Consider the following 26623-nt stretch of genomic DNA (forward strand, 5'->3'; position numbering starts at 1 on the left):
TCCAGTACCATAGCGCCCTTTCCATTCCCGGACCCATTTTTCGATGACCGTCTTTTTTGACGGGGGTCGAACTATTGCCTGCAATTAAAGATTAGAGCCGAACAACTATGCCTTTTACACTTGGTCAACGCTGGATCAGCGATACAGAAAGCGAACTTGGATTAGGAACCGTCGTTGCCGTTGATGCGCGCATGGTTACCCTCCTCTTCCCTGCTACCGGTGAAAACCGCCTGTACGCCCGCAATGACTCCCCTGTGACCCGCGTAATGTTCAATCCGGGCGACACCGTGACCAGCCACGAAGGCTGGCAGCTAAAGGTTGAAGACGTAAAAGAAGAGAATGGACTGCTCGCCTACATCGGAACGCGTCTTGATACCGACGAGACGAACGTCATCCTGCGTGAAGTGCTGCTCGACAGCAAACTGGTGTTCAGCAAGCCGCAGGACCGTCTGTTTGCCGGGCAAATCGACCGTATGGATCGCTTCTCCCTGCGCTACCGCGCGCGTAAGTTCCAGAGCGAACAGTACCGCATGCCGTGGAGTGGCCTGCGCGGCCAGCGCACCAGCCTGATCCCCCACCAGCTGAATATCGCCCATGACGTGGGCCGTCGCCATGCGCCCCGCGTGCTGCTTGCCGACGAAGTGGGCCTGGGTAAAACCATCGAAGCGGGCATGATTCTGCACCAGCAACTGCTCTCCGGCGCAGCCGAGCGCGTGCTGATTGTGGTGCCGGAAACGCTGCAACACCAGTGGCTGGTGGAGATGCTGCGCCGCTTTAACCTGCGCTTCTCCCTGTTCGACGACGAGCGCTATGCCGAAGCGCAGCACGACGCGGACAACCCGTTTGAAACCGAACAGCTGGTAATCTGCTCGCTGGATTTCGTGCGCCGCAGCAAGCAGCGCCTTGAGCATCTGTGCGATGCCGAATGGGACCTGATGGTCGTCGACGAAGCACACCACCTGGTGTGGAGCGAAGATGCCCCAAGCCGCGAATATATGGCGATTGAACAGCTTGCCGAGCGCGTGCCCGGCGTCCTGCTGCTGACCGCAACGCCGGAGCAGCTCGGTCTGGAGAGTCACTTCGCCCGTCTGCGCCTGCTCGATCCAAACCGTTTCCACGACTTCGCTCAGTTCGTGGAAGAGCAGAACAACTACCGTCCGGTTGCGGATGCCGTCGCGCTGCTGCTGGCGGGTAAACGTCTCTCAAACGACGAACTTAACACCCTGAGCGATCTGATTGGCGAGCAGGATATCGAGCCGCTGCTGCAGGCCGCGAACAGCGACAGCGAGAATGCGGGATCCGCGCGTAAAGAGCTGATCGACATGCTGATGGACCGTCACGGCACCAGCCGCGTGCTGTTCCGCAACACCCGTAACGGCGTGAAAGGGTTCCCTAAACGCGAACTGCACACCATCAAGCTCCCGCTGCCGACGCAGTATCAGACGGCGATTAAAGTCTCCGGCATTATGGGCGCGCGCAAAACTCAGGAAGAGCGCGCGCGTGACATGCTCTACCCGGAACAGATTTATCAGGAATTTGAAGGCGATACCGGCACCTGGTGGAACTTCGACCCGCGCGTGGAGTGGCTGATGGGCTACCTGACCGCGCACCGCTCCCAGAAAGTGCTGGTGATCTGCGCCAAAGCCGCCACCGCGCTGCAGCTGGAACAGGTTCTGCGCGAGCGCGAAGGCATTCGTGCCGCCGTGTTCCACGAAGGCATGTCCATTGTCGAGCGCGACCGCGCGGCGGCGTGGTTCAGTGAAGAGGACAGCGGCGCGCAGGTGATGCTGTGCTCCGAAATCGGTTCTGAAGGGCGTAACTTCCAGTTCGCCAGCAATCTGGTGATGTTCGATCTGCCGTTCAACCCGGATCTGCTGGAGCAGCGTATCGGCCGTCTGGATCGTATCGGCCAGGCGCATGATATTCAGATCCACGTGCCGTACCTGGAAAAAACCGCTCAGTCGGTACTGGTGCGCTGGTTCCACGAAGGTCTGGATGCGTTTGAGCATACCTGCCCAACGGGCCGCACCATTTATGACCAGGTACACGGCGATCTGATCGGTTACCTGGCCGCGCCGGAAAATACCGACGGTTTTGACGATCTGATTAAATCCTGCCGCGAGAAACATGAAGCGCTGAAGGCGCAGCTTGAACAGGGGCGCGACCGCCTGCTGGAGATCCACTCCAACGGTGGCGAAAAAGCGCAGGCGCTTGCCGAGAGCATTGAAGAACAAGATGACGACACCAGCCTGATCGGCTTCTCCATGAACCTGTTCGACATTGTCGGAATTAACCAGGACGATCGTGGCGAGAACCTGATCGTGTTAACCCCGTCAGACCACATGCTGGTGCCCGATTTCCCGGGCCTGCCGGAAGATGGCTGTACCATCACCTTCGAGCGTGACGTGGCGCTGTCCCGCGAAGATGCTCAGTTCATCACCTGGGAACACCCGCTGATCCGCAACGGGCTGGATCTGATCCTCTCCGGTGATACCGGCAGCAGCACCATCTCCCTGTTGAAAAACAAGGCGCTGCCTGTAGGCACGCTGCTGCTGGAGCTGATCTATGTTGTGGAAGCACAGGCGCCGAAACAGCTGCAGCTCAACCGCTTCCTGCCGCCAACGCCGGTGCGTTTGCTGCTGGATAAAAACGGTACGAACCTGGCAGGACAGGTGGAGTTCGAAAGCTTCAACCGCCAGCTGAGCGCGGTGAACCGCCATACCGGCAGCAAGCTGGTGAACGCGGTGCAGCAGGACGTGCACGCCATTCTCCAGCAGGGCGAAATCCAGATCGAAAAAGCGGCCCGAGACCTGATTGACGCCGCGCGCAATGAAGCCGACGAGAAACTTTCTGCCGAGCTGTCCCGTCTGGAAGCGTTAAAAGCGGTCAACCCGAACATCCGCGACGACGAACTGGCGGCAATTGAAAGCAACCGTCAGCAGGTGCTGGAAAGCCTGAATCAGGCAGGCTGGCGTCTGGATGCCCTGCGTCTTATCGTTGTGACGCATCAGTAAACGGAGCGCAAGATGGTGATGGAGCCGTATAATCCGCCGCAGGATCCCTGGCTGGTCATTTTGTATCAGGATGAACACATTATGGTGGTCAACAAGCCCAGCGGGCTGTTGTCCGTGCCGGGCCGTCTGGATGAGCACAAGGACAGCGTGATGACGCGCATTCAGCGCGATTATCCGCAGGCCGAGTCCGTCCATCGCCTGGACATGGCCACCAGCGGCGTGATTGTGGTGGCGCTGAATAAAGCAGCGGAGCGCGAGCTGAAGCGTCAGTTCCGCGAGCGCGAGCCGAAGAAGCAGTATGTTGCCCGCGTCTGGGGCCACCCGGCGCAGGCGGAAGGGCTGGTGGATTTACCGCTGATTTGCGACTGGCCGAACAGGCCAAAGCAGAAGGTGTGTTATGAAACCGGCAAGGCCGCGCAAACCGAATATGAAGTGCTGGAGTACGCGCCGGATAACACCGCGCGCGTCTTGCTTAAGCCGATTACCGGACGTTCACACCAGCTGCGCGTGCATATGCTTGCCCTGGGTCACCCGATTCTGGGTGACCGCTTCTACGCCCCGCCAGAGGCCCTGGCGTTAGCGCCACGCCTGCAGCTCCATGCGCAGACGCTCACCATCACCCACCCTACTTTCGGTAACGCGATGACGTTTAAGGCCCCGGTGGACTTCTGAAAAAAAAGCCCGACATTGTCGGGCTTTTTCTTATTTGAAACCTTTCTTCTCTTTAATGAGCTCGTACGCCTTCTGGATTTCCTGCGCTTTTTGCTTCGCCATCTCCATCATTTCCGGCGGTAAACCTTTCGCCACCAGCTTGTCAGGATGATGCTCGCTCATCAGCTTACGGTAGGCACGTTTAATCGTGGTTTGATCGTCCGTGGGCTTCACGCCAAGCACGTTGCAGGCATCTTCCAGCGTCGGGCCACGCTGCGCCTGCTGCCATGCACCGCCGGAAGACTGCTGGTGATAGCCGCCGCCAAACTGGGCGCCGCCCTGCATCATGCGCAGGAACTGGTCAAACTGCATACGGGAGATACCCAGTTCTTCCGCAATAACGTACAGGACATCGCGTTCATTGGGGTGAAGCGAGCCGTCGGCAAACGCCGCCTGGATTTGGATTTCCAGAAACATCCGAATTAAATCAAAACGTCCGAAGCAGATGCTGCGGAACTGGCGCATCTTTTCACGCAGCGGATAGTTATCCGATTTACCGATGCGAAACGCATTCTGCGCCGCCAGGCGGGACTCACCATGCAGGTTCATGCGATCCATAAAAACGCTGGCAATCTGAATATCCGCTTCGGTCACGCGGCCTTTGGATTTGGTTAAGTGCCCCATGACCTCAAAGGTGGTGGAGAAAAAGAGCGACTGGCGCTCGCGCTGATTGGCAAACCAGGCCATTTTGCGGCTGCGTGCCTTATCAAACATATGGCCAATGATAAGCCCAAGCACAATTCCCCAGAATCCGGCACCCATGATGATGGCGAACGCAACGCCGATTATTTTACCCCAATACTGCATATACTCCCCGGATAGTCATATTCCCTGCCGACGCAACGTCATCATCACAGTGTTCAAGCCACGGTCAATTGAAGGACATCGCCTATAATTTGCTTTATCATACTCGTCATTCGATAGCGAGCCTAACACTCTGGCGCGCAAACGGGCAGGATTAACGCTGGTACTGCGCTGATGAGTAAGATAGTCTCTGAGCGTTTGTAAGCCGTAGCCACTGATGACGGAACAATAAAATATAACGTATGAAAAAACGTATCCCCACCCTCCTGGCCACAATGATTGGCTCCGCCCTGTACAGTCAACAGGGGCTGGCGGCCGATCTCGCCTCGCAGTGTATGCTTGGCGTCCCAAGTTATAATCGCCCACTGGTGGAGGGCGATACAAATAGCTTGCCGGTAACCATTACTGCCGATAGCTCCAAAGGTACTTATCCTGACAATGCCACGTTTACGGGCAATGTGGATATTAACCAGGGCAATAGCCGCCTGCAGGCTGATGAAGTGCAGTTGCACCAGAAGCAGCCGGAAGGCGCGGTCGAGCCGGTACGAACGGTGGATGCGCTGGGTAATGTGCACTATGACGACAATCAGGTCATCCTGAAAGGTCCGAAAGCCTGGTCAAACCTGAATACCAAAGATACTAACGTCTGGGAAGGTGATTACCAGATGGTGGGTCGCCAGGGACGCGGTAAAGCGGACCTGATGAAACAGCGCGGTGAAAACCGCTATACGATTCTGGAGAATGGCTCCTTTACATCATGTCTGCCGGGTTCAAATACCTGGAGCGTGGTCGGGAGCGAAGTTATCCATGACCGTGAAGAGCAGGTCGCAGAGATCTGGAACGCACGCTTTAAGCTGGGTCCGGTGCCGGTATTCTACAGCCCTTATCTCCAGCTTCCCGTAGGTGACAAGCGTCGCTCGGGCTTCCTGATCCCGAATGCCAAATACAGCACCACGAACTACTTTGAGTTCTACCTGCCGTATTACTGGAACATCGCGCCCAACATGGACGCCACGATCACGCCGCACTATATCCACAAGCGCGGCAACATCATGTGGGAAAACGAGTTCCGCTATCTGACTCAGGCCGGTGCTGGCCTGATGGAGCTGGATTATCTGCCGTCGGATAAGGTCTTCCAGGATGAGCACCCTACAGAAGGCGATAAACACCGCTGGCTATTCTACTGGCAGCATGCCGGAGTGATGGATCAGGTGTGGCGCTTTAACGTTGACTATACCAAAGTTAGCGACTCATCTTATTTTAACGACTTCTCGTCTAAATACGGTTCGAGCACGGATGGCTATGCCACGCAGAAGTTCAGCGTAGGCTATGCGTTGCAGAACTTTGATGCAACCGTCTCAACCAAACAGTTCCAGGTATTCTCTGACCAGTCCACGCCTACCTATGGTGCAGAGCCGCAGCTGGACGTTAACTGGTATCAGAATAATGTAGGTCCATTCGACACCCGGGTTTACGCTCAGGCGGTACATTTCGTGAACACGGATTCGGACATGCCGGAAGCTACGCGTGTTCACCTGGAGCCGACGATCAATCTGCCGTGGTCTAACGACTGGGCAAGCCTGAATACCGAAGCCAAGCTGATGGCGACGCACTATCAGCAAAAAAATATTGATAATTACAACACCACGAACAATGCGCATCTGGAAGAGTCGGTTAACCGAACGCTCCCGCAGTTCAAAATGGACGGGAAGCTGATCTTCGAGCGTGATATGGGCCTGCTGGCGGATGGTTATACCCAGACGCTTGAACCGCGTATGCAGTATTTGTACGTGCCATATCGCGATCAGAGCAAGATTCAAAACTACGACTCGTCTTTACTGCAGTCTGACTACAGCGGCCTGTTCCGCGATCGTACTTACGGCGGTCTGGACCGTATCGCCTCCGCTAACCAGTTAACGACCGGCGTCACAACACGCGTTTATGATGATGCCGCCGTTGAACGTTTTAACGTTTCTGTTGGTCAAATCTACTATTTCACCGAGTCACGTACCGGTGATGACAACATTCAGTGGGAGAAAGACAACAAAACGGGATCGCTGGTATGGGCGGGAGACACGTACTGGCGCATGACTGACCGTTGGGGCCTGCGTGGTGGTGTGCAATATGACACTCGCCTCGATAATATCGCCACAAGCAGTGCCGCTATTGAGTACCGTCGCGATGAAGACCGCATGGTACAGTTGACGTATCGTTATGCCAGCCCGGAATATATTCAGGCAACATTGCCTTCTTATGCAGGCGCAGAACAGTATAAAGACGGCATCTCGCAGGTTGGTGGTGCAGCAAGCTGGCCTATCGCCGACCGCTGGTCAATCGTAGGCGCTTACTACTTTGACACCAACGCGAATAAGCCAGCGGACCAGATGGTTGGTCTGCAATATAACTCCTGCTGTTACGCGCTGCGCGTCGGTTACGAGCGTAAGCTTAACGGCTGGGACACTGTAAACAATCAGAGCAAATACGATAACGTGATTGGCTTTAATGTCGAACTGCGCGGCCTGAGCTCCAACTACGGCCTGGGCACGCATCAGATGCTGCGTTCGAACATTCTGCCGTACAGTAGTTCTTTGTAATGTGCTTGATTTACAACGTAATCCGCTTTGCGGTTAATTGAAATGGAAAAAGTATGAAGAACTGGAAAACGCTGCTGCTTGGTGTCGCTATGGTTGCGAATACCAGCTTCGCGGCCCCCCAGGTTGTTGATAAGGTCGCCGCTGTCGTTAACAACGGCGTCGTGCTCGAAAGTGACGTTGATGGTCTGATGAAATCCGTGAAGCTCAATTCGGGCGAAGCGGGTCAGCAACTTCCGGATGACGCCACGCTGCGCCACCAGATCCTGGAGCGTCTGATCATGGATCAGATTATCCTGCAGATGGGTCAAAAAATGGGCGTGAAGGTGACCGACGAGCAGCTTGATCAGGCTATCGCTAACATTGCAAAGCAGAACAACATGTCGCCGGACCAGATGCGCAGCCGTCTGGCCTATGACGGCATCAGCTACGCTACCTACCGTAACCAGATCCGTAAAGAGATGCTGATTTCAGAAGTGCGTAATAATGAAGTCCGTCGCCGCGTCACCATCCTGCCTCAGGAAGTGGATGCGCTGGCAAAACAGGTGGGCAACCAGAACGATGCGAGCACAGAGCTGAACCTGAGCCACATTCTGATCCCACTGCCAGAGAACCCAACGTCAGATCAGGCTGCTGAAGCAGAAAGTCAGGCACGTTCAATTGTCGACCAGGCGCGTAACGGCGGCGACTTTGGCAAGCTGGCTATCACCTACTCTGCTGACCAACAGGCCCTGAAAGGCGGTCAGATGGGCTGGGGACGTATCCAGGAGCTGCCATCTATCTTTGCTCAGGCGCTGAGCACGGCGAAGAAAGGCGATATCGTCGGTCCAATCCGTTCAGGGGTGGGCTTCCACATTCTGAAAGTGAACGATCTGCGCGGTCAGAGCCAGAATATCTCCGTGACTGAAGTTCACGCCCGCCACATTCTGCTGAAGCCGTCACCGATCATGACTGACGATCAGGCGCGTGCGAAGCTGGAGCAAATTGCCGCAGATATTAAGAGCGGTAAAACGTCGTTTGCCAATGCAGCGAAAGAGTTCTCTCAGGATCCTGGCTCTGCGAACCAGGGCGGCGATCTGGGCTGGGCGGCTGCGGACATTTACGATCCTGCCTTCCGCGATGCGCTGATGAAACTGAATAAAGGCCAGATCAGTGCCCCGGTTCACTCTTCATTTGGCTGGCATCTGATCGAGCTGATGGACACCCGCAACGTGGACAAAACGGATGCGGCGCAGAAAGACAGAGCCTATCGTATGCTGTTTAACCGTAAGTTCTCCGAAGAAGCGGCAACCTGGATGCAGGAACAGCGCGCCAGTGCTTACGTGAAAGTCCTGAGCAACTAATGAAACAGCATCGTGTTGTTATCACTCCCGGCGAACCTGCCGGGATTGGGCCTGACCTCGTTGTCCAGCTCGCCCAGCGCAGCTGGCCAGTAGAATTGGTTGTCTGCGCGGATGCAACACTGTTACAAGACCGGGCGAATCTGCTCGGTCTGCCCTTAACGCTCATCCCTTACGTTGAAGGCCAACAGCCCGCACCACAGCAGGCCGGTACGCTCACTCTTCTTTCTGTTCCCCTTCGTACACCCGTTATTCCAGGCCAGCTCAGCACGGAAAATGGCCACTACGTCGTGGAAACCCTTGCCCGCGCCTGCGACGGTTGCCTGAAGGGGGAATTTGCCGCTCTGATCACCGGCCCCGTGCATAAGGGCGTCATCAACGAAGCGGGCATCCCTTTTACCGGGCATACCGAGTTCTTCGAAGAGCGCTCGCACAGCCCGAAAGTGGTGATGATGCTGGCGACGGAAGCGATGCGCGTTGCTCTCGTGACCACCCATCTACCGATCAAGGCCATTCCTGATGCCATCACCCCGGAACTGCTGCGGGAGATCATCGGGATCCTGCATCACGACCTGCAAACGAAGTTCGGCATCAAGCGGCCGCACGTTCTGGTCTGCGGCCTGAATCCGCACGCGGGTGAAGGGGGTCACATGGGCACCGAAGAGATCGACACCATTATTCCGGTGCTTGAAGAAATGCGCGCCAAAGGGATGAATCTCAGCGGGCCGCTGCCTGCGGACACCCTTTTCCAGCCAAAATACCTGGATAATGCCGACGCCGTCCTCGCGATGTACCACGATCAGGGTCTGCCCGTGCTAAAATACCAGGGCTTTGGCCGCGGGGTGAATATCACCCTCGGTTTACCCTTTATTCGAACGTCCGTTGACCACGGCACTGCGCTGGATCTGGCAGGCCAGGGGAAAGCGGATGTCGGCAGTTTTATTACGGCGCTTAATCTCGCCATCAAAATGATTGTTAATACTCAATGACTAATCGAGTCCATCAGGGCCACTTAGCCCGTAAACGCTTCGGGCAAAACTTTCTCAACGATCAATTCGTGATCGACAGCATCGTCTCTGCTATTAATCCGCAGAAGGGTCAGGCTATGGTCGAAATCGGCCCGGGCCTTGCCGCACTGACCGAGCCGGTAGGCGAACGCCTCGACGAGCTGACCGTTATCGAACTGGACCGCGACCTGGCCGCACGCCTGCAAACGCACCCGTTCCTCGGACCAAAGCTGACCATCTATCAGCAGGATGCCATGACCATGAACTTTGGCGAACTGTCGGAAAAAATGGGCCAGCCGCTGCGCGTGTTCGGCAACCTGCCGTATAACATCTCCACGCCGCTAATGTTCCACCTCTTTAGCTATACTGATGCCATTGCCGACATGCACTTCATGTTGCAAAAAGAGGTTGTTAACCGTCTGGTTGCAGGGCCGAACAGTAAAGCGTATGGTCGTTTAAGCGTGATGGCACAATATTACTGCAACGTGATCCCGGTACTCGAAGTACCGCCATCAGCGTTCACGCCGCCACCGAAAGTAGATTCTGCGGTTGTGCGCCTTGTGCCGCACAAAACGAAACCGTACCCGGTTAAAGATCTGCGTGTACTGAGCCGCATCACCACGGAAGCCTTTAACCAGCGCCGTAAAACGATCCGTAACAGTCTGAGCAATTCGTTTACCGTTGAGGTGTTAGCAGAGCTGGGGATCGACCCGGCAATGCGTGCGGAAAACATTTCCGTAGAGCAGTACTGCAAGCTGGCTAATTACATCAGCGAAAATGCGCCGCCGAAGGAGAGTTAAGCCATGATTGATTCGCCCCGCGTATGTGTCCATGTACAAAGCGTCTATGTTGAATCGCAATCCTCGCCGGATGAAGAGCGTTTTGTCTTTGCTTACACCGTGACCATTCGCAATCTGGGGCGGATGCCCGTGCAGCTGCGCGGGCGCTACTGGCTTATCACCAACGGCAATGGCCGCGAAATTGAAGTTCAGGGTGAAGGAGTGGTCGGTGAACAGCCCCACATCGCCCCTGGCGAAGAGTATCAGTACACCAGCGGCGCGGTAATTGAAACGCCGCTGGGTACCATGCAAGGCCATTATGAAATGGTCGACGTCGATGGCAATGTGTTCCGCGTTGCTATTCCTGTGTTCCGTCTCGCCGTAACCACACTCATTCATTAATCTAATGTCTACATATCTGATTGGCGACGTTCACGGTTGCTACGATGAACTGATCGCATTGTTAAAACAGGTCGACTTTACGCCAGGACAGGACACGCTCTGGCTGACGGGCGATTTAGTCGCGCGTGGCCCGGGCTCGCTTGAGGTTTTACGTTTCGTCAAATCTCTGGGCGACAGCGTGCGCATGGTGCTGGGCAATCACGATCTTCACCTGTTGGCCGTATTTGCCGGGATCAGCCGCAACAAACCTAAAGATCGCCTCTCTCCCCTGCTGGATGCGCCAGACGCGGACGAACTGATTAACTGGCTGCGCCGCCAGCCTTTACTGCAGGTCGATGAGGAGAAAAAGCTGGTCATGGCTCATGCCGGGATCACCCCGCAATGGGATCTTGAGACGGCTAAAACCTGCGCGCGTGACGTTGAGGCGGTGCTGGCGAGCGACTCGTACCCCTTCTTCCTTGATGCCATGTATGGCGATATGCCGAATCACTGGAGCGAGGATCTCAGCGGTCTGGCCCGCCTGCGTTTTATTACCAACGCTTTTACGCGCATGCGTTTCTGCTTCCCGAACGGGCAGCTGGACATGTATTCCAAAGAGACGCCGGAAAGCGCGCCTGCCCCGCTCAAACCGTGGTTTGCCATTCCTGGACCCGTGACAAGCGAGTACAACGTCGTCTTTGGCCACTGGGCTGCGCTGGAAGGAAAAGGCACGCCGGACGGGATCTACGGTCTGGATACCGGATGCTGCTGGGGCGGAGAGTTGACCTGCTTACGCTGGGAAGATAAAACTTACTTTGTTCAGCCGTCCAACCGACAGCTGGACTTAGGGGAAAGTGAGGCCGTTGCCTCCTGAATCATTCCCTCTCCCGGGCGGGAGAGGGACATCACTTAACGACGTTCCAGAATCTCGAAGCAGTAGCTGTGGGAGTTCTGTGCATCCGCGTCGTGGAACTCGCTGAATACCGATTCCCACTCGTCCGGATCGTAATCCGGGAAATGGGTGTCCCCTTCCACTTCCGCATCAATGTGGGTCAGATACAGCTTCTGCGCTTTTGGCAGGAACTGCTCATACACGCGGCCGCCGCCGATCACCATGATCTCTTCGGCGTCACCGCAGGCGGCAATCGCTTCATCAACGGACTTAACCCATTCGACGCGATCGTCAGTGCCCGGCTGGCTACTGATAACGATATTCTTACGGCCCGGCAATGGACGACCAATCGACTCCCAGGTCAGGCGGCCCATCACTACCGGCTTGTTTAACGTAGTACGTTTAAACCATGCGAGATCGGCAGGCAGGTTCCACGGCATGGCATTTTCCATACCGATAACGCGGTCCACCGCCAGCGCTGCAATCAGACTGATCATTGAAAATTTCCCGGATGCAAAAAATTGCCGCCACTATACGGAAAGCTTAATCTTTCGTCGACTGGCGGCAGAGTAAAGATACAGAAATTTTTTATTATTGCTGGCAACTCCACTTCACGCGGAAGGTTTACTCTCGGGCTCGTCAGCCGGATCGCCGGTATGCTTGCCCTCTTCCGTGCCCTGCCAGCCATGACGTTGGATCAGCGACAGGTGATTGCGGTCCTCGTTAATGATTTCTGTCAGCATGGCGCTGGTGCGTTTAAACACCGCCGCACGCTCCGTGGCCGTACTGCCGGCCATCGCCGCCATCTCTTCCACCATCCCGGTGTTAAAGCGGCGGAACAGGTCCGCACGTTCGCGCGCTTCATACGCGCCGAGCCCCAGATTCTCCAGCGCCAGGCGGCCAGACTTCAGCGCGCCTTCGAACGTTTCACGCTCCGGCGCCTCTACGCCCGCCTGACGCAGCCGGATGTAATGATCCACATCGCGCGCGCGGGAGATAATGGTCAGCCCCGGAAAATGCTCTTTTACCAGCTCCACCATCTGCATGCTGGTCTCAGGATCATCAATGGCGTTAATCAATACCTCGGCTTTTGCCGCCCCGGCGGATTCCAGCAGATCGACGCGAGTCGCATCGCCGTAAAACACCTTCATATCAAATTTACGCAGGGTATCGACATGGTCAGGATCGTGATCGAGAATCACCATTTTCACCCCGCTGGACAGCAACAGACGGCCAACGATCTGCCCGTAGCGACCAAATCCGGCGATGATGACGCGCGGCTGCTCCTCATCGATCTCGTCGGCTTCGCGCTCCTGCTCGCTGCCTGATTTTTCCAGACGCGTCAGCACCACCAGTAGAACAGGCGTTGCCGCCATCGACAGCGCGACCGCCAGCGTCAGCGCTTTCGCCCACTCTGGGTCGAGAACGTTTGCCATCTGCGCGGCGCCAAAGACCACAAACGCAAATTCGCTCCCCTGACCCAGCAGTACGGCAAACCAGCGGCGCTGCTTGTTCGGCACCTTCAATGGACGCGCAATCAGCCACAGCATCGCCATTTTAATGATCAGGAAACCGACGAGCAGGATGACGATCCGCAGCGGGTGCGTGACCAGCGTGCCGAAGTCGACGGACATCCCCACGCCGATGAAAAACAGCCCCAGCAGCAGCCCTTTGAACGGCTCGATATCGCTTTCCAGCGCGTGACGATATTCAGAGCTCGCCAGCAGAACGCCTGCGAGGAACGCCCCCATCGCCATCGACAGCCCGGCTTCCTCCAGCAGCAAACCAAAGCCAAACACCAGGAACAGCGCCACGGCGCTGAACACTTCGCGCAGGCCTGAACGGGCAACAAACCGCAGTAACGGGCGGGTCACGTAGCGGCCAAGCAGGACCACCAGCGCCAGCGCCCCCACGACTTTTAATGCCGACAGCGCAAACGCCCCCAGCGTTGTGGACGAGCCGCTTGCCGCCAGCAGCGGGATCATCGCCACCAGCGGAATAGCGGCGATATCCTGGAACAGCAGCACCGAGAACGCACTGCGTCCCATCTGCGAGACCGTCAGATTTCGCTCGTTCATCGCCTGCATGGCGATGGCCGTCGAGGAGAGCGCCAGCGTCATGCCGATAAGCTCCGCCACTTTCCAGTCCATGCCCAACAGGATGCAGAACCCACCGAGCAGCAGGCCGCAGGCCACCATCTGCAGCGCGCCTCCGCCAAATACCGAGGCGCGAAGTTTCCATAACCTCTGCGGATCCAGCTCCAGACCAATCACAAACAGCATCAGCACGACGCCAATTTCAGCGAAATGGAGGATCGCCTCCGCATCCGTTACCAGTCGAAAGCCCCAGGGCCCAATGACGCAGCCCGCAATCAGGTAGCCGAGAACCGACCCCAGCCCCAGACGTACCGCCACCGGCACAATCAGCGCCGCCGCGCCGAGATAAATCAGCGCCTGTATCAGCGTATGGCTATCCATGATGCGTCTCCTGCCACTCAAGCAAGCGTTGTTTATAATGGCGAGCCTGCGCCTGCAGCGTTTCATCGTCGCAAACAAAGGTGCAATGCATCGCAAAAGGCGGGAGCCAGTTCAGCCCACAGTAAAGCGCCGTAGCCTGCAGCGGCTGCGCCAGGACGTCAAACCCCGGGAAGGTACCAATATCAAAGTGGCTTTCTCCTCCGCCCGTAGTGACCGCCCACATCAGGCTTTTGCCTTTTAGCGCATGGCCGTTGTGACCATACGCCCAGCCGTGGGAGAAGACTTTATCAATCCACAGCTTCAGGAGCGGCGGCGTGCTGTACCACTGCATAGGATGTTGCCAGACGATCAGATCGGCACGGGAGAGCGCCTCCTGTTCAGCGGCGATATCGATATTAAAATCGGGATAGAGTTGATAGAGGGAACGTATCTCTACGTTATCCAGCGTCCTTACCTGCTCAAGCATCCGCTTATTCGCATGCGAGTGCTGCGGATAGGGATGGGCATAAATTATAAGAATCATTGATTAGCCTGTTGTTACTGCCTTCTTTTAACAAAAGAGTGTAGTCAGTAATTCAACAGGCTAATAGTGAATATTATTGACGGGCTTACGTCAGAATTCTGAATTAGTTATCCAGCTCGCCCATGGATTTCACCTGGTCGCGATTAATCTGTTCAGTTTGACCGGTTTCGGCGTTTTTGTACGACACCAGGCCGGTATCGTCATCCACCTGCGGTTTCCCGTCGGTGACAATCGTTTTGCCATCGGTGGTTTTTACGGCCTGATTGGACGAACAGCCCGCGACGGTAAACATTGCGGTGGCAGCCAGAACGGAAGCGATCAGTAATTTATTTTGCATGGTGTTTTCCCCTGCTCTCAGTTGAATTTTCGTTATCGACCTAACTATTTTAGGCTAACTGACTGAAAGCGGATGAAAAACCAGAAGGTTCTTAAGATGGGAAAATTGCCCGGTAACCGAACGGTACCGGGCAATGGGGGTTACTTGCTAATCTGCGCGTGCATTTCCTGCACCGAAATCACCTTTTCGGTAGCATCCGCATTCAGCGCCATCGCTGTTGCGAAACCGCCGTTCAGTGTGGTGTCGTAGTGCACTTTGTATTGCAGCGCGCTGCGGCGAATCAGCTTGGAGTCTTCAATCGCCTGGCGTCCTGCGGTGGTGTTGATGATGTAGGTATATTCGCCATTCTTGATACGATCCTGAATGTGCGGACGACCTTCATGCACTTTGTTCACCAGACGCGGGTTAATACCGGCTTCACCCAGCACAATCGCCGTACCGTGGGTTGCGTCCAGCTCAAAGCCCTGTTTCAGCAGCTTGGCGGCCAGGTCAACCACGCGCTCTTTATCGCCTTCGCGAACGGAGAGCAGCGCACGGCCCGATTTTCTCATGGTAGAGCTGCTGCCCAGCTGCGCCTTGGCAAACGCTTCTGCGAAGGTGCGGCCCACGCCCATCACTTCCCCGGTTGAGCGCATCTCTGGCCCTAACAGCGGGTCAACGCCCGGGAATTTGTTGAACGGCAGCACCACCTCTTTCACCGAGTAATACGGCGGGATGATCTCTTTGGTTACGCCCTGCTGCGCCAGCGTCTGGCCAGCCATTACGCGCGCCGCCACTTTCGCCAGCGGAATACCGGTCGCTTTAGAGACGAACGGTACGGTACGCGCCGCACGCGGGTTGACTTCAATCAGATAAACTTCGTTGTCTTTCACCGCGAACTGAACGTTCATCAGGCCACGAACCTGCAGCTCAAAGGCCAGCTTCTGCACCTGCTGGCGCATCACGTCCTGAATTTCCTGGCTCAGCGTGTAGGCCGGCAGAGAACAGGCGGAGTCGCCGGAGTGCACGCCAGCCTGCTCGATGTGCTCCATGATGCCGCCAATCAGCACCATTTCGCCGTCGCAGATGGCGTCAACGTCCACCTCAACCGCGTCGTCGAGGAAGCGGTCAAGCAGTACTGGCGCATCGTTGGAAACGCTCACCGCCGTCTGGAAGTAGCGACGCAGGTCGGCTTCGTCGTAGACGATTTCCATCGCGCGGCCGCCCAGGACGTAGGAAGGACGCACCACCAGCGGGTAGCCAATCTCCTTCGCCTTCTCAACGGCCATTTCAATGGCGGTCACGGTGGCGTTCGCCGGCTGTTTCAGCTTGAGACGGTCAACCGCCTGCTGGAAACGCTCACGGTCTTCCGCGCGGTCAATCGCGTCCGGGCTGGTACCGATAACCGGTACGCCTGCGGCTTCCAGCGCGCGCGCCAGCTTCAGCGGGGTCTGACCGCCGTACTGCACGATAACGCCTTTTGGCTTCTCGATGCGCACGATTTCCAGCACGTCTTCCAGGGTAACCGGCTCGAAGTAGAGGCGATCGGAGGTGTCGTAGTCGGTAGAAACGGTTTCCGGGTTACAGTTGACCATGATGGTCTCGTACCCGTCTTCGCGCAGCGCCAGCGAGGCGTGTACGCAGCAGTAGTCGAACTCGATGCCCTGGCCGATACGGTTTGGACCGCCGCCCAGCACCATAATCTTGTCGCGGTCGACGGACGGGTTCGCTTCGCACTCGTCTTCATAGGTGGAGTACATGTACGCGGTATCGGTCGAGAACTCTGCTGCACAGGTGTCCACGCGCTTGTAAACCGGGTGCAGGTCATACTGGTCGCGCAGCTTGCGGATTTCCGCTTCGCGCACGCCCGCCAGCTTAGCCAGACGCGCATCGGCGAAGCCTTTACGCTTCAGCATGCGCAGGAAGTCTGCGTCCAGGCCGTTGATACCCAGCTCCGCCACTTTCTCTTCCAGACGCACCAGCTCTTCAATCTGCACCAGGAACCAGCGGTCGATGTTGGTCAGGTTAAATACGCCGTCGACGGACAGGCCCGCGCGGAAGGCATCGGCGATGTACCAGATACGCTCTGCGCCCGCGTCTTTCAGCTCGCGGCGGATTTTGGTCAGCGCTTCCGGATCGTCCAGGCTCACTTTCGGGTCAAAGCCGGTGGCGCCCACTTCCAGACCGCGCAGCGCTTTTTGCAGGGATTCCTGCTGCGTGCGGCCAATCGCCATCACTTCACCCACAGATTTCATCTGGGTCGTCAGACGGTCGTTCGCGCCCGCGAATTTCTCGAAGTTAAAGCGAGGAATTTTAGTCACAACGTAGTCGATGGACGGCTCGAAGGACGCAGGCGTGCGGCCACCGGTGATGTCGTTCATCAGCTCGTCGAGGGTGTAACCCACTGCCAGCTTCGCCGCCACTTTCGCAATCGGGAAGCCGGTGGCTTTGGAGGCCAGCGCGGAGGAGCGGGAGACGCGCGGGTTCATTTCGATAACAATCAGACGGCCGGTTTTCGGGTTCACCGAGAACTGCACGTTAGAACCGCCGGTTTCCACGCCGATTTCACGCAGTACCGCCATCGAGGCGTTACGCATGATTTGATACTCTTTGTCGGTCAGCGTCTGGGCTGGCGCAACGGTGATGGAGTCGCCGGTGTGGATACCCATCGCATCGAAGTTTTCGATGGAGCAGACGATGATGCAGTTGTCGTTTTTATCACGCACCACTTCCATCTCGTACTCTTTCCAGCCAATCAGCGATTCATCAATCAGCAGCTCTTTGGTTGGGGAGAGATCCAGACCGCGCTCGCAAATCTCTTCGAACTCTTCGCGGTTGTAGGCGATACCGCCACCGGTGCCGCCCATGGTGAACGATGGACGGATGATGCACGGATAGCCCACTTCAGCCGCAACGGCCAGCGCCTCTTCCATGTTATGCGCAATACCGGAGCGCGCGGTGTCGAGGCCGATTTTCTTCATCGCCACGTCAAAGCGGCGACGGTCTTCTGCTTTATCAATCGCGTCGGCGGTCGCACCAATCATGGTGACGCCAAATTCAGCCAGCACGCCCTGACGCTCCAGCTCCAGCGCGCAGTTCAGCGCCGTCTGGCCGCCCATGGTTGGCAGCACCGCGTCCGGACGCTCTTTCTCGATGATTTTACGTACCACTTCCCAGTGAATCGGCTCGATGTAGGTGGCATCCGCCATTTCCGGGTCGGTCATGATGGTCGCCGGGTTAGAGTTCACCAGGATAACGCGGTAACCCTCTTCGCGCAGCGCTTTACACGCCTGCGCGCCGGAGTAGTCGAATTCGCAGGCCTGGCCGATGACGATCGGGCCAGCGCCAAGGATCAGGATGCTTTTTATGTCTGTACGTTTTGGCATGGTCTTCTCGGCTCCTGATTATTTAGCGGTCTTACGGTATTGCTCGATAAGTTCGATGAAGTGATCGAACAGCGGCGCGGCGTCGTGCGGGCCCGGGCTGGCTTCCGGGTGGCCCTGGAAGCTGAACGCTGGCTTATCGGTACGGTGGATACCCTGCAAGGTGCCATCGAACAGTGATTTGTGCGTCACGCGCAGGTTAGCCGGCATAGAGGCTTCATCGACGGCGAAACCGTGGTTCTGCGCGGTAATCATCACCGTATTGTTATCAATGTCTTTTACCGGGTGGTTACCACCGTGGTGGCCGAACTTCATCTTGACGGTGTTCGCACCGCTCGCCAGCGCCAGCAGCTGATGGCCGAGGCAGATGCCGAATACCGGGATGTCGGTTTCCAGGAAGGACTTGATGGCGTCGATAGCGTAATCGCACGGTGCCGGGTCGCCTGGGCCGTTAGAGAGGAAGATGCCGTCCGGGTTCATCTTCAGCACCTCCTCAGCGGAGGTTTTCGCCGGTACCACCGTCAGGCGGCAGCCGCGGTCAACCAGCATGCGCAGGATGTTGCGCTTGGCACCAAAATCATAGGCCACCACGTGGAACGGCAGTTCGCTCTCTTTTTTCGCTTCCGGCAGGTCGCCTTCCAGCGTCCAGCTCCCCTGCGTCCAGCTGTAGGCTTCGGCGGTAGTCACTTCTTTCGCCAGGTCCATGCCGTTCAGGCCCGGGAAGGCTTTCGCTTTTTCCAGCGCCAGCGTCGCGTCGAGGTTATCCCCTGCGATGATGCAGCCGTTCTGTGCACCCTTCTCACGCAGCAGACGCGTCAGCTTGCGGGTATCGATATCGGCAATCGCCACAATATTATGGCGCTTCAGGTAAGAAGAAAGATCTTCGGTGTTGCGGAAGTTACTGGCAATCAGCGGCAGGTCACGAATGACCAGGCCTTGCGCATGTACCTGAGAGGATTCTTCGTCAGCCGCATTGGTGCCGACATTGCCGATATGAGGATAAGTAAGAGTAACGATTTGGCGAGAATAGGAAGGATCAGTGAGGATTTCTTGATAACCGGTCATTGAAGTATTGAAAACGACTTCCCCAACCGCCGAACCCGTTGCCCCTATGGCCCGACCGATAAACTGGGTTCCGTCTTCCAGAACCAATAGCGCTGACTTAATCAAAACACCCTCCAGAGAATATTCACTCACTTTATTTGCATATTAATTCATGACTATGTCATAGATCAATGCAAATGTGTTGCCAGCGGATTTTTGGCAAACGGCGGCATTCTGGAGATTTGGTGGGTAAAAGTCAACTTAAAACGGATATTTTGTTTACTCTTTTGCATGACTGGCGGCTTGAATGGGATTTAATGGGCAAAAAGATCAGGTAAATCATCCTGGAAAACGCTTGCGCGGTAGGTTTTATGGAAATTAAGAGACGAGAGCAACAAAAAGTGGACCAAATGGTCAAAATTTACATTCAATTCACATAATAATGGCATAAAACTCAGATTTATGACCATTAACAATCAAAATCCATCTAAAACAAATAAAATAAGAGGGCAATAAATTATTGCCCTATGCAATCAATACATTACGACTGCAACAACCACATCACGATGGGTAATAAAGCTTACAAATTGTTGAGATCCAGCACATCTCGCATATCAAAAAGACCCTTTTCTTTCGATTTCAGCCACAATGCGGAGCGTACTGCGCCATTGGCGAACGTCATGCGGCTTGACGCTTTGTGCGTAATCTCAACACGTTCGCCAATATCGGCGAACATCGCCGTGTGTTCGCCGACGATATCGCCCGCCCGGACGGTTGCGAAACCAATGGTGCCCGGCACGCGTTCTCCGGTATGCCCTTCACGGGAATAGACCGCGATGTCTTTAAAATCTTTATCCATTGCATAAGCAATCGCTTCGCCCATCGCCAGCGCCGTGCCTGATGGAGCATCAACTTTATGGCGGTGGTGCGCTTCAATAATCTCTATGTCGGTGTAGTCACCCATCACCTTCGCCGCCTTTTCCAGCAGCTTCAGCATGACGTTAACGCCTACGCTAAAGTTCGCGGCAAAGACAATCGCAATGTCGCTGGCTGCATCCTGAATGGCCTGTTTACCCGCATCATCGAAGCCGGTGGTGCCAATCACCATCCCTTTACCGTGCTGGCGGCAAAACGCCAGGTGAGTCAGGGTGCCTTCGGGACGGGTAAAGTCGATGAACACGTCAAAGTCATCTTTCACCGCATCAAGGCTGCTCTGAACGGTAACACCTGTCTTGCCCGCGCCGGCCAGTTCACCCGCATCGGATCCCAGCAGGGATGAACCTCCACGCTCCAGCGCCGCGCCGAGTGCCACGCCATCCATTTGTATTGCCGCCTGAATCAGCTGGCGACCCATACGTCCACCCGCGCCCGCAATGGCGACACGGATCTGTGCATCATGCATAGTTATTCTCTTACGTTAAAATGATGTAAACCGTTTTCAGATTAACCAGCCTTCGTAAAGGCTGCCAACTGAAAACACCAATAATTAGAATTTAACGTGAAACCGACTCAGATATCAGTAAAAGACATGATTTTGTCGTCACGATAAAGTCCGGGGCAAAAAAAAGGCCAGCACAGGAGGTGCTGGCCTTTCATCAGAAAAGAAATTATTCCACTTCGCGGGCGTCGATACGCAGCTCTTTCGGCACTTCGAAGACGATATTCTCTTCGCGTCCTTCCAGCGGCACCGCTTCGCCCCCGCCCAGCTCCTGCAGACGAGCAATGACGTTTTGCACGAGGATATCCGGCGCGGAAGCGCCTGCGGTAACGCCAACGCAGGCCGCATTTTTCACCCACGCTTCCTGGATGTCCGTCGCGTCGTCGATTAAAAACGCCGCTTTCCCCATACGCTGCGCCAGTTCGGCCAGACGGTTGGAGTTAGAGGAGTTTTTAGAGCCGACAACCAGCACCACGTCCGCCTGTTCAGCCAGCGCGCGCACCGCTTCCTGACGGTTAGTGGTGGCGTAGCAGATATCATCCTTACGCGGCCCGACGATTTTCGGGAAGCGCTGGCGCAGGGCGTCAATCACGTCTGAGGTGTCGTCTACGGAGAGCGTGGTCTGGGTCATAAACGACAGACGCGCTTCGTTTTTCACGTTCAGCGTCAGAACATCTTCCGGCGACTCCACCAGGTACATTCCCCCTTCCGGGTTGCTGTACTGGCCCATGGTGCCTTCAACTTCCGGGTGACCGGCGTGGCCAATCAGAATCGACTCTTCACCGCGACGGCTGGCGCGCGCCACTTCCATATGCACTTTTGTCACTAATGGACAGGTGGCATCGAATACGGTCAGATCGCGGCTTTTCGCTTCGTTACGGACCGCCTGAGAGACGCCGTGCGCGGAGAAGATCAGGATCGCACCGTCCGGCACTTCGCTGATCTGCTCGATGAAAATAGCACCGCGCTCGCGCAGGCTGTCGACCACGTAGCGGTTATGCACCACTTCATGACGCACGTAGATCGGCGCGCCGTAAATCTCCAGCGCGTTTTCAACAATGCTGATAGCGCGGTCTACACCGGCGCAGAAGCCGCGCGGGTTAGCCAACAGGATCTGCATTTCAGGCCTCCAGTGCCGGATCGATCTCCAGCACTTCAACATCAAAATGAACGGTACGCCCGGCAAGCGGATGGTTGAAGTCAACGGTGATAGAGTCGCCGTTAATCTCGCGGATCACGCCAGGCATTTCGCTGCCGTCCATAGCGGTAAAGAGCATAATCGCCCCGATTTCCGGTTCGCCCGCGTCCATAAACTCGCGGCGCGAGAAATACTGAATCAGGTCCGGGCTTGGCACGCCAAACGCGGCATCCGGCTCCAGCGAGAACGCTTTTTTCTCACCCTCTTTCAGGCCCAGGAGCTGCTGCTCAAGACCTTCAGACAGGGAGGTATCGCCGAGACGAAACAGGGCAGGTTTGCCGTTATTGCGGGTGGATTCAGCCGTGGAGCCGTCATCCAGCTTCAGCGTGAAGTGAACGAGAACCGCGCTGTTGCTCTGTACGGATTTAGACATACACATTGCTCTTTAATGTTGTGCCGGGTGGCGCAGAGCATCACCCGGCATTGACAATTACGCCTGCTCTTTCGCTGCGGGTTTAGGCAAGAAGCCTTCCAGCACGATTAACGCCGCACCGATGCAGATGGCGGTGTCGGCCAGGTTAAAGGTCGCGAAGTGCCAGTCGCCGACGTAGAAGTCGATCATATCGACCACAAAGCCGTGCCACAGGCGGTCAAACAGGTTGCCCAGCGCGCCGCCAATGATCAGCGCGTAGGCGATGTTATTCAGCTTTTGCGTGGCCTTCGAGCGGTACATCAGCACAGCCAGTACCACGCAGATACCGAGAGCGATACCCGCGAAGAACCAGCGCTGCCAGCCACCGCTGTCGGCAAGGAAGCTAAACGCCGCGCCGTAGTTGCGCGCATAGTGCAGGTTAAGCGACGGGAACAGCGAAACCGTCTCCCCCAGAGTGAAATTCTGGAGGATCAGGAACTTGCTGCCCAGATCGATAATCAGCACCACCACAACCAGCCACAGCCAGCGCAGTCCTGTTGAACAGAGAGTTTTACTCATCAGGCAAACTTACGTTTTTCGCCGTCACCGGCGACGTTGCTTACACAGCGTCCGCAGATGTCTGCGTGTTCCGCCACCTGGCCGATATCGGTAGTGTAATGCCAGCAGCGCGGGCACTTCTCACCTTCGGCTTTGCTCAGTGCGACTTTCAGGCCTTTGAGCAACTCGCTCTGCTGAGCATCAGCAGAAGCCTCGGCATAATCCGCAACTTTTGCACCGGAGGTCAACAGGACAAATCGTAATTCATCGCCCAGCGCGGTCAGCTTCGCCGCCAGCTCCGGTTCGGCGTACAGGGTCACTGCCGCTTCCAGAGAGCCACCAACTTTCTTATCCGCACGCGCCTGCTCGATAACCTTGTTCACTTCGCCACGCACTTTCAGCAGCTCGTCCCAGAAGGCATCGTTCATTGCTTCGGTGCTGGAGAGATCGAACAGACCTTCATACCACTCGCCGGTGAAGACATACTTCTCACGGTCGCCCGGCAGATAACCCCAGATTTCATCCGCGGTGAAGGACATGATCGGCGCCATCCAGCGCACCAGCGCTTCTGCGATGTGGAACAGCGCGGACTGGCAGCTACGGCGTGCCACGCTGTCCGCTTTCGCGGTGTACTGGCGATCTTTGATGATGTCGAGGTAGAACGAGCCCATCTCGATGGAGCAGAAGCGCATCAGGCGCTGCACCACTTCGTGGAAGTCGTAAGACTCATAGGCTTTCAGGATATCTTCCTGCGCCGCTTTCGCGCAGCCTACCGCCCAGCGGTCCAGCACGACCATCTCTTCCGGTTTCACCATATCTTTCACTGGATCGAACCCGTTCAGGTTCGCCAGCAGGAAGCGCGCGGTGTTACGGATACGACGATAGCTGTCGGCAGCACGCTTCAGGATCTCGTCAGACACCGCCATTTCGCCAGTGTAGTCGGTTGAGGCTACCCACAGACGCAGGATGTCCGCGCCCAGCTTGTTCATCACGTCCTGCGGCGAAACGGTGTTGCCGATAGATTTAGACATCTTACGGCCCTGACCATCCACGGTGAAGCCGTGGGTCAGTACCTGACGGTAAGGCGCTTTACCTTTCATCGCGGTGGAGATCATCAGAGATGACATGAACCAGCCGCGGTGTTGGTCGGAACCTTCCAGATACATGTCGGCCGCGTGACCGGCAAACTCCGGGCGCACGTCAACTACGGAGGCGTGAGTAGATCCGGAGTCGAACCACACGTCCAGGGTGTCTGGCACTTTCTCATAGTTGTCCGCGTCCGCGCCCAGGATGTCGCGGGCGTCGAGATCCCACCACGCCTGAATGCCGTCAACTTCGACGCGCTTCGCCACTTCTTCCATCAGTTCCAGGGTGTTCGGGTGCAACTCATGCGTCTCTTTATGCACGAACAGCGACATCGGCACGCCCCAGGTACGCTGACGAGAGATACACCAGTCAGGACGGTTAGCCACCATGGATTCGATACGCGCCTGGCCCCAGTCCGGGATCCACTGCACGCCTTTGATCTCTTTCAGTGACTGCTCGCGCAGGCCTTTTTGATCCATGCTGACGAACCACTGCGGGGTCGCACGGAAGATGATCGGCGTCTTGTGGCGCCAGCAGCACGGATAGCTGTGCTGCATTTTCTCAACGTGCAGCAGCGCGCCGCTGGTGCGCAGCATGTCAACGATGATGTCGTTGGCTTTGAAGACGTTGATACCGTCCAGCGCCGGGTAGGTGCCAGGCAGGTAAGACCCGTCCGGGCCTACCGGGTTGGCAATTTCCAGGCCGTATTTCAGGCTGATGTTGTAGTCGTCAGGACCGTGGCCACCGGCGGTATGTACCGCACCGGTACCCGCGTCCAGCGTGACGTGGTCGCCCAGGATCGCCGGAACGTCGAAGTCCAGGAACGGGTGTTTGAAGCGCATCAGCTCCAGCGCGTCGCCTTTTACGGTGCCCAGCACGGTGTAGTCGGTAATATTCGCGCGTTTCAGCACGCTTTCAACCAGATCTTTCGCCAGGATAACCGCGCGGCCATCAATCTGCACCAGCGCATATTCGAACTCGCCGGAGAGAGAGATTGCACGGTTGGCTGGCAGCGTCCACGGGGTAGTGGTCCAGATCACCAGAGAGATCGGGCCGCTAACGCCAGGCAGACCGAATTTACCTTTAATGGCATCCTGATCGACCGCTTCGAAGGCCACGTCGATAGAAGGTGAAGTTTTGTCGTAATATTCCACTTCCGCTTCTGCCAGCGCAGAACGGCAGTCCACGCACCAGTGCACAGGCTTTGCGCCTTTATGCAGGTGGCCGTTACCGATGATTTTGCCCAGCGCACGGATGATGTTGGCTTCGGTTTTGAAGTCCATGGTCAGGTACGGGTGCGACCAGTCGCCCAGCACGCCCAGACGGATAAAGTCAGCGCGCTGGCCTTCAACCTGGGTGGCCGCGTATTCGCGGCACTTCGCGCGGAACTCTGCAGCGGTGAACTTCTCACCAGGCTTGCCAAACTCTTGCTCCACTTTCAGCTCGATCGGCAGACCGTGGCAGTCCCAGCCCGGCACGTAAGGCGAGTCAAATCCCGCGAGTCCTTTGGACTTCACGATAATATCTTTCAGAATCTTGTTTACAGAGTGACCAATATGAATGCTGCCATTCGCATATGGAGGGCCATCATGCAGAATGAAGGTTTTTTTACCTTTTTTGGCTGCACGAATGATGCCGTACAGGTCATCATCGGTCCAACGCGCCAGCATTCCCGGTTCACGCTTGGCGAGATCGCCGCGCATCGGGAACCCTGTTTCCGGCAAATTCAGGGTTGATTTATAGTCACTCATCAGATTCTCGGTTCCGTATTTATCACGTAGGCAGTTAAGCCGGTTCTAAAGCCCAAAAAACTCGCGGGCCGTTAATTCATCTCGCGCGATTTGCGCCTTAAGTTCATCCAGCGAAGCAAATCGCTGCTCGTTGCGTATTTTTTTACGCAGTATTACATCTATATGGCGACCATAAAGGTCCATTACAACGTTCAGCAGGTGCACTTCTAGCTGTTGACGCACACCGGCAACGGTAGGACGCGTGCCAATGTTGGCAACGCCGTAAAACGACTTATCGCCCAGTCCTGCCACTTCCACCGCATAGACCCCTTTAACCGGGGAAACCTGACGACGCAGCGGTATATTCGCCGTCGGGAAACCAATCGTGCGGCCCAGCGCATCGCCATGAACCACGCGGCCAGAGATGGTGAACGGATGGCCCAGCAAATTTTCTGCCGTCTCCAGTTCATCATTAGCCAGCGCCTGCCGCACCGCCGTGCTGCTGACGCGCACGCCGCCTTCACAGAAGGTCATCGCGCTGGTGACGTCAAAACCGTACTCCAGACCAGCCTTCTGTAATAGCAAGAAATCGCCCTGACGACCAGCGCCAAAGCGGAAATCATCCCCCACGGCGAGAAACTGAACGCCAAGACGCTTAACCAGCAGGTCGCTGACAAAATTTTGTGCTGTCAGTGCGGCAAAGCGGCGATCGAAACGCACACACAATACGTAGTCCACGCCGGACTCCGCCAGGTAGCGCAACTTTTCGCGCAGGCGAGTGAGGCGAGCGGGAGATTTATCGCCCGCGAACAGCTCCAGCGGCTGTGGCTCGAAAATCATCACCACAACGGGCAGGCCACGGGCCTCCCCTTCTTTACGCAATCCCTGCAACAGCGCCTGATGACCACGATGCACGCCGTCGAAATTACCAATGGTCAGCACGCACCCGTGTGGCGCTCTGCTGAGATTATGTATGCCGCGTATCAGCTTCATGTCTGG

Annotated in this window: 21 protein-coding genes; 8 read left to right on the forward strand and 13 right to left on the reverse strand. The window is 56.4% G+C overall.

Features of this window, described 5'->3' with window-relative positions:
* Nucleotides 1-107 precede the first annotated feature (107 nt).
* Nucleotides 108-3014 (forward strand): RNA polymerase-associated protein RapA, encoded by a 2907-nt coding sequence (gene rapA, locus IM294_RS09860; RefSeq protein ID WP_045631141.1) that lies wholly within the window; start codon nucleotides 108-110, stop codon nucleotides 3012-3014.
* 12 nt (nucleotides 3015-3026) lie between these two features.
* Complete coding sequence (rluA, locus tag IM294_RS09865; RefSeq protein ID WP_028015484.1) at nucleotides 3027-3686, forward strand: bifunctional tRNA pseudouridine(32) synthase/23S rRNA pseudouridine(746) synthase RluA; 660 nt, start codon at nucleotides 3027-3029, stop codon at nucleotides 3684-3686.
* A gap of 30 nt (nucleotides 3687-3716) precedes the next feature.
* On the opposite strand, the gene djlA is transcribed toward rluA, so the two are convergent.
* Nucleotides 3717-4532 carry a co-chaperone DjlA gene (gene djlA, locus IM294_RS09870; RefSeq protein ID WP_028015483.1) on the reverse strand — a complete coding sequence of 272 codons (816 nt, stop codon included), beginning with the start codon at nucleotides 4530-4532 and terminating at the stop codon, nucleotides 3717-3719.
* 239 nt (nucleotides 4533-4771) lie between these two features.
* Here djlA and lptD point away from each other — a divergent pair, with 239 nt between their 5' ends.
* Genes lptD through apaH form a run of 6 tightly spaced genes read left to right on the forward strand, consistent with a single transcriptional unit; the run spans nucleotide 4772 to nucleotide 11501 of the window.
* The gene (lptD, locus tag IM294_RS09875) at nucleotides 4772-7123 is read left to right on the forward strand and encodes an LPS assembly protein LptD (RefSeq protein ID WP_048960664.1); all 2352 of its coding nucleotides are present in this window, start codon (nucleotides 4772-4774) and stop codon (nucleotides 7121-7123) included.
* Between the two features lie 53 nt (nucleotides 7124-7176).
* Nucleotides 7177-8463, forward strand: coding sequence for a peptidylprolyl isomerase SurA (surA, locus tag IM294_RS09880; protein ID WP_028015481.1), 1287 nt, complete (start codon nucleotides 7177-7179; stop codon nucleotides 8461-8463).
* A complete protein-coding gene (gene pdxA, locus IM294_RS09885) occupies nucleotides 8463-9449 on the forward strand; it encodes a 4-hydroxythreonine-4-phosphate dehydrogenase PdxA (protein ID WP_059357859.1) in 987 nt (328 codons plus the stop codon). The genes surA and pdxA overlap by 1 nt, the downstream gene beginning before the upstream one ends.
* The gene (gene rsmA, locus IM294_RS09890; protein ID WP_028015479.1) at nucleotides 9446-10267 is read left to right on the forward strand and encodes a 16S rRNA (adenine(1518)-N(6)/adenine(1519)-N(6))-dimethyltransferase RsmA; all 822 of its coding nucleotides are present in this window, start codon (nucleotides 9446-9448) and stop codon (nucleotides 10265-10267) included. Before pdxA ends, rsmA begins: the two co-directional genes overlap by 4 nt.
* A gap of 3 nt (nucleotides 10268-10270) precedes the next feature.
* On the forward strand, nucleotides 10271-10648 hold the full coding sequence (apaG, locus tag IM294_RS09895; RefSeq protein WP_014882505.1) for a Co2+/Mg2+ efflux protein ApaG: 378 nt from the start codon (nucleotides 10271-10273) through the stop codon (nucleotides 10646-10648).
* 4 nt (nucleotides 10649-10652) lie between these two features.
* The gene (gene apaH, locus IM294_RS09900) at nucleotides 10653-11501 is read left to right on the forward strand and encodes a bis(5'-nucleosyl)-tetraphosphatase (symmetrical) ApaH (protein WP_028015478.1); all 849 of its coding nucleotides are present in this window, start codon (nucleotides 10653-10655) and stop codon (nucleotides 11499-11501) included.
* Between the two features lie 35 nt (nucleotides 11502-11536).
* Here the strand turns inward: apaH and folA are convergent, their stop codons facing one another.
* The 12 genes from folA to ribF form a co-directional block, all read right to left on the reverse strand.
* Nucleotides 11537-12016, reverse strand: coding sequence for a type 3 dihydrofolate reductase (gene folA / locus IM294_RS09905; RefSeq protein ID WP_006173915.1), 480 nt, complete (start codon nucleotides 12014-12016; stop codon nucleotides 11537-11539).
* Nucleotides 12017-12130: 114 nt separating this feature from the next.
* On the reverse strand, nucleotides 12131-13996 hold the full coding sequence (gene kefC / locus IM294_RS09910; RefSeq protein WP_045259435.1) for a glutathione-regulated potassium-efflux system protein KefC: 1866 nt from the start codon (nucleotides 13994-13996) through the stop codon (nucleotides 12131-12133).
* Nucleotides 13989-14519: a glutathione-regulated potassium-efflux system oxidoreductase KefF gene (gene kefF / locus IM294_RS09915; protein ID WP_025758024.1), complete on the reverse strand. Its 531-nt coding sequence runs from the start codon at nucleotides 14517-14519 to the stop codon at nucleotides 13989-13991. The genes kefC and kefF overlap by 8 nt, the downstream gene beginning before the upstream one ends.
* 103 nt (nucleotides 14520-14622) lie before the next feature.
* A complete protein-coding gene (locus IM294_RS09920; protein WP_003856439.1) occupies nucleotides 14623-14856 on the reverse strand; it encodes a YgdI/YgdR family lipoprotein in 234 nt (77 codons plus the stop codon).
* A gap of 140 nt (nucleotides 14857-14996) precedes the next feature.
* Nucleotides 14997-18221 carry a carbamoyl-phosphate synthase large subunit gene (carB, locus tag IM294_RS09925; protein ID WP_041911263.1) on the reverse strand — a complete coding sequence of 1075 codons (3225 nt, stop codon included), beginning with the start codon at nucleotides 18219-18221 and terminating at the stop codon, nucleotides 14997-14999.
* 18 nt (nucleotides 18222-18239) lie between these two features.
* Nucleotides 18240-19388 carry a glutamine-hydrolyzing carbamoyl-phosphate synthase small subunit gene (carA, locus tag IM294_RS09930; RefSeq protein ID WP_059357855.1) on the reverse strand — a complete coding sequence of 383 codons (1149 nt, stop codon included), beginning with the start codon at nucleotides 19386-19388 and terminating at the stop codon, nucleotides 18240-18242.
* A gap of 454 nt (nucleotides 19389-19842) precedes the next feature.
* On the reverse strand, nucleotides 19843-20664 hold the full coding sequence (gene dapB, locus IM294_RS09935; protein WP_126817856.1) for a 4-hydroxy-tetrahydrodipicolinate reductase: 822 nt from the start codon (nucleotides 20662-20664) through the stop codon (nucleotides 19843-19845).
* A 205-nt stretch (nucleotides 20665-20869) separates the two neighbouring features.
* Complete coding sequence (ispH, locus tag IM294_RS09940) at nucleotides 20870-21820, reverse strand: 4-hydroxy-3-methylbut-2-enyl diphosphate reductase (protein WP_028015471.1); 951 nt, start codon at nucleotides 21818-21820, stop codon at nucleotides 20870-20872.
* A 1-nt stretch (nucleotide 21821) separates the two neighbouring features.
* Nucleotides 21822-22271, reverse strand: a complete 450-nt coding sequence (fkpB, locus tag IM294_RS09945) for an FKBP-type peptidyl-prolyl cis-trans isomerase (RefSeq protein ID WP_003856450.1) — start codon at nucleotides 22269-22271, stop codon at nucleotides 21822-21824.
* A gap of 57 nt (nucleotides 22272-22328) precedes the next feature.
* The gene (gene lspA / locus IM294_RS09950) at nucleotides 22329-22829 is read right to left on the reverse strand and encodes a signal peptidase II (protein ID WP_126817858.1); all 501 of its coding nucleotides are present in this window, start codon (nucleotides 22827-22829) and stop codon (nucleotides 22329-22331) included.
* Complete coding sequence (gene ileS / locus IM294_RS09955) at nucleotides 22829-25645, reverse strand: isoleucine--tRNA ligase (protein ID WP_045631133.1); 2817 nt, start codon at nucleotides 25643-25645, stop codon at nucleotides 22829-22831. The genes lspA and ileS overlap by 1 nt, the downstream gene beginning before the upstream one ends.
* 45 nt (nucleotides 25646-25690) lie before the next feature.
* The gene (gene ribF, locus IM294_RS09960; RefSeq protein ID WP_126817860.1) at nucleotides 25691-26617 is read right to left on the reverse strand and encodes a bifunctional riboflavin kinase/FAD synthetase; all 927 of its coding nucleotides are present in this window, start codon (nucleotides 26615-26617) and stop codon (nucleotides 25691-25693) included.
* Between the last annotated feature and the right edge of the window lie 6 nt (nucleotides 26618-26623).

Source organism: Enterobacter cloacae complex sp. P43RS (assembly GCF_014930585.1).
Taxonomy (GTDB): domain Bacteria; phylum Pseudomonadota; class Gammaproteobacteria; order Enterobacterales; family Enterobacteriaceae; genus Enterobacter; species Enterobacter bugandensis.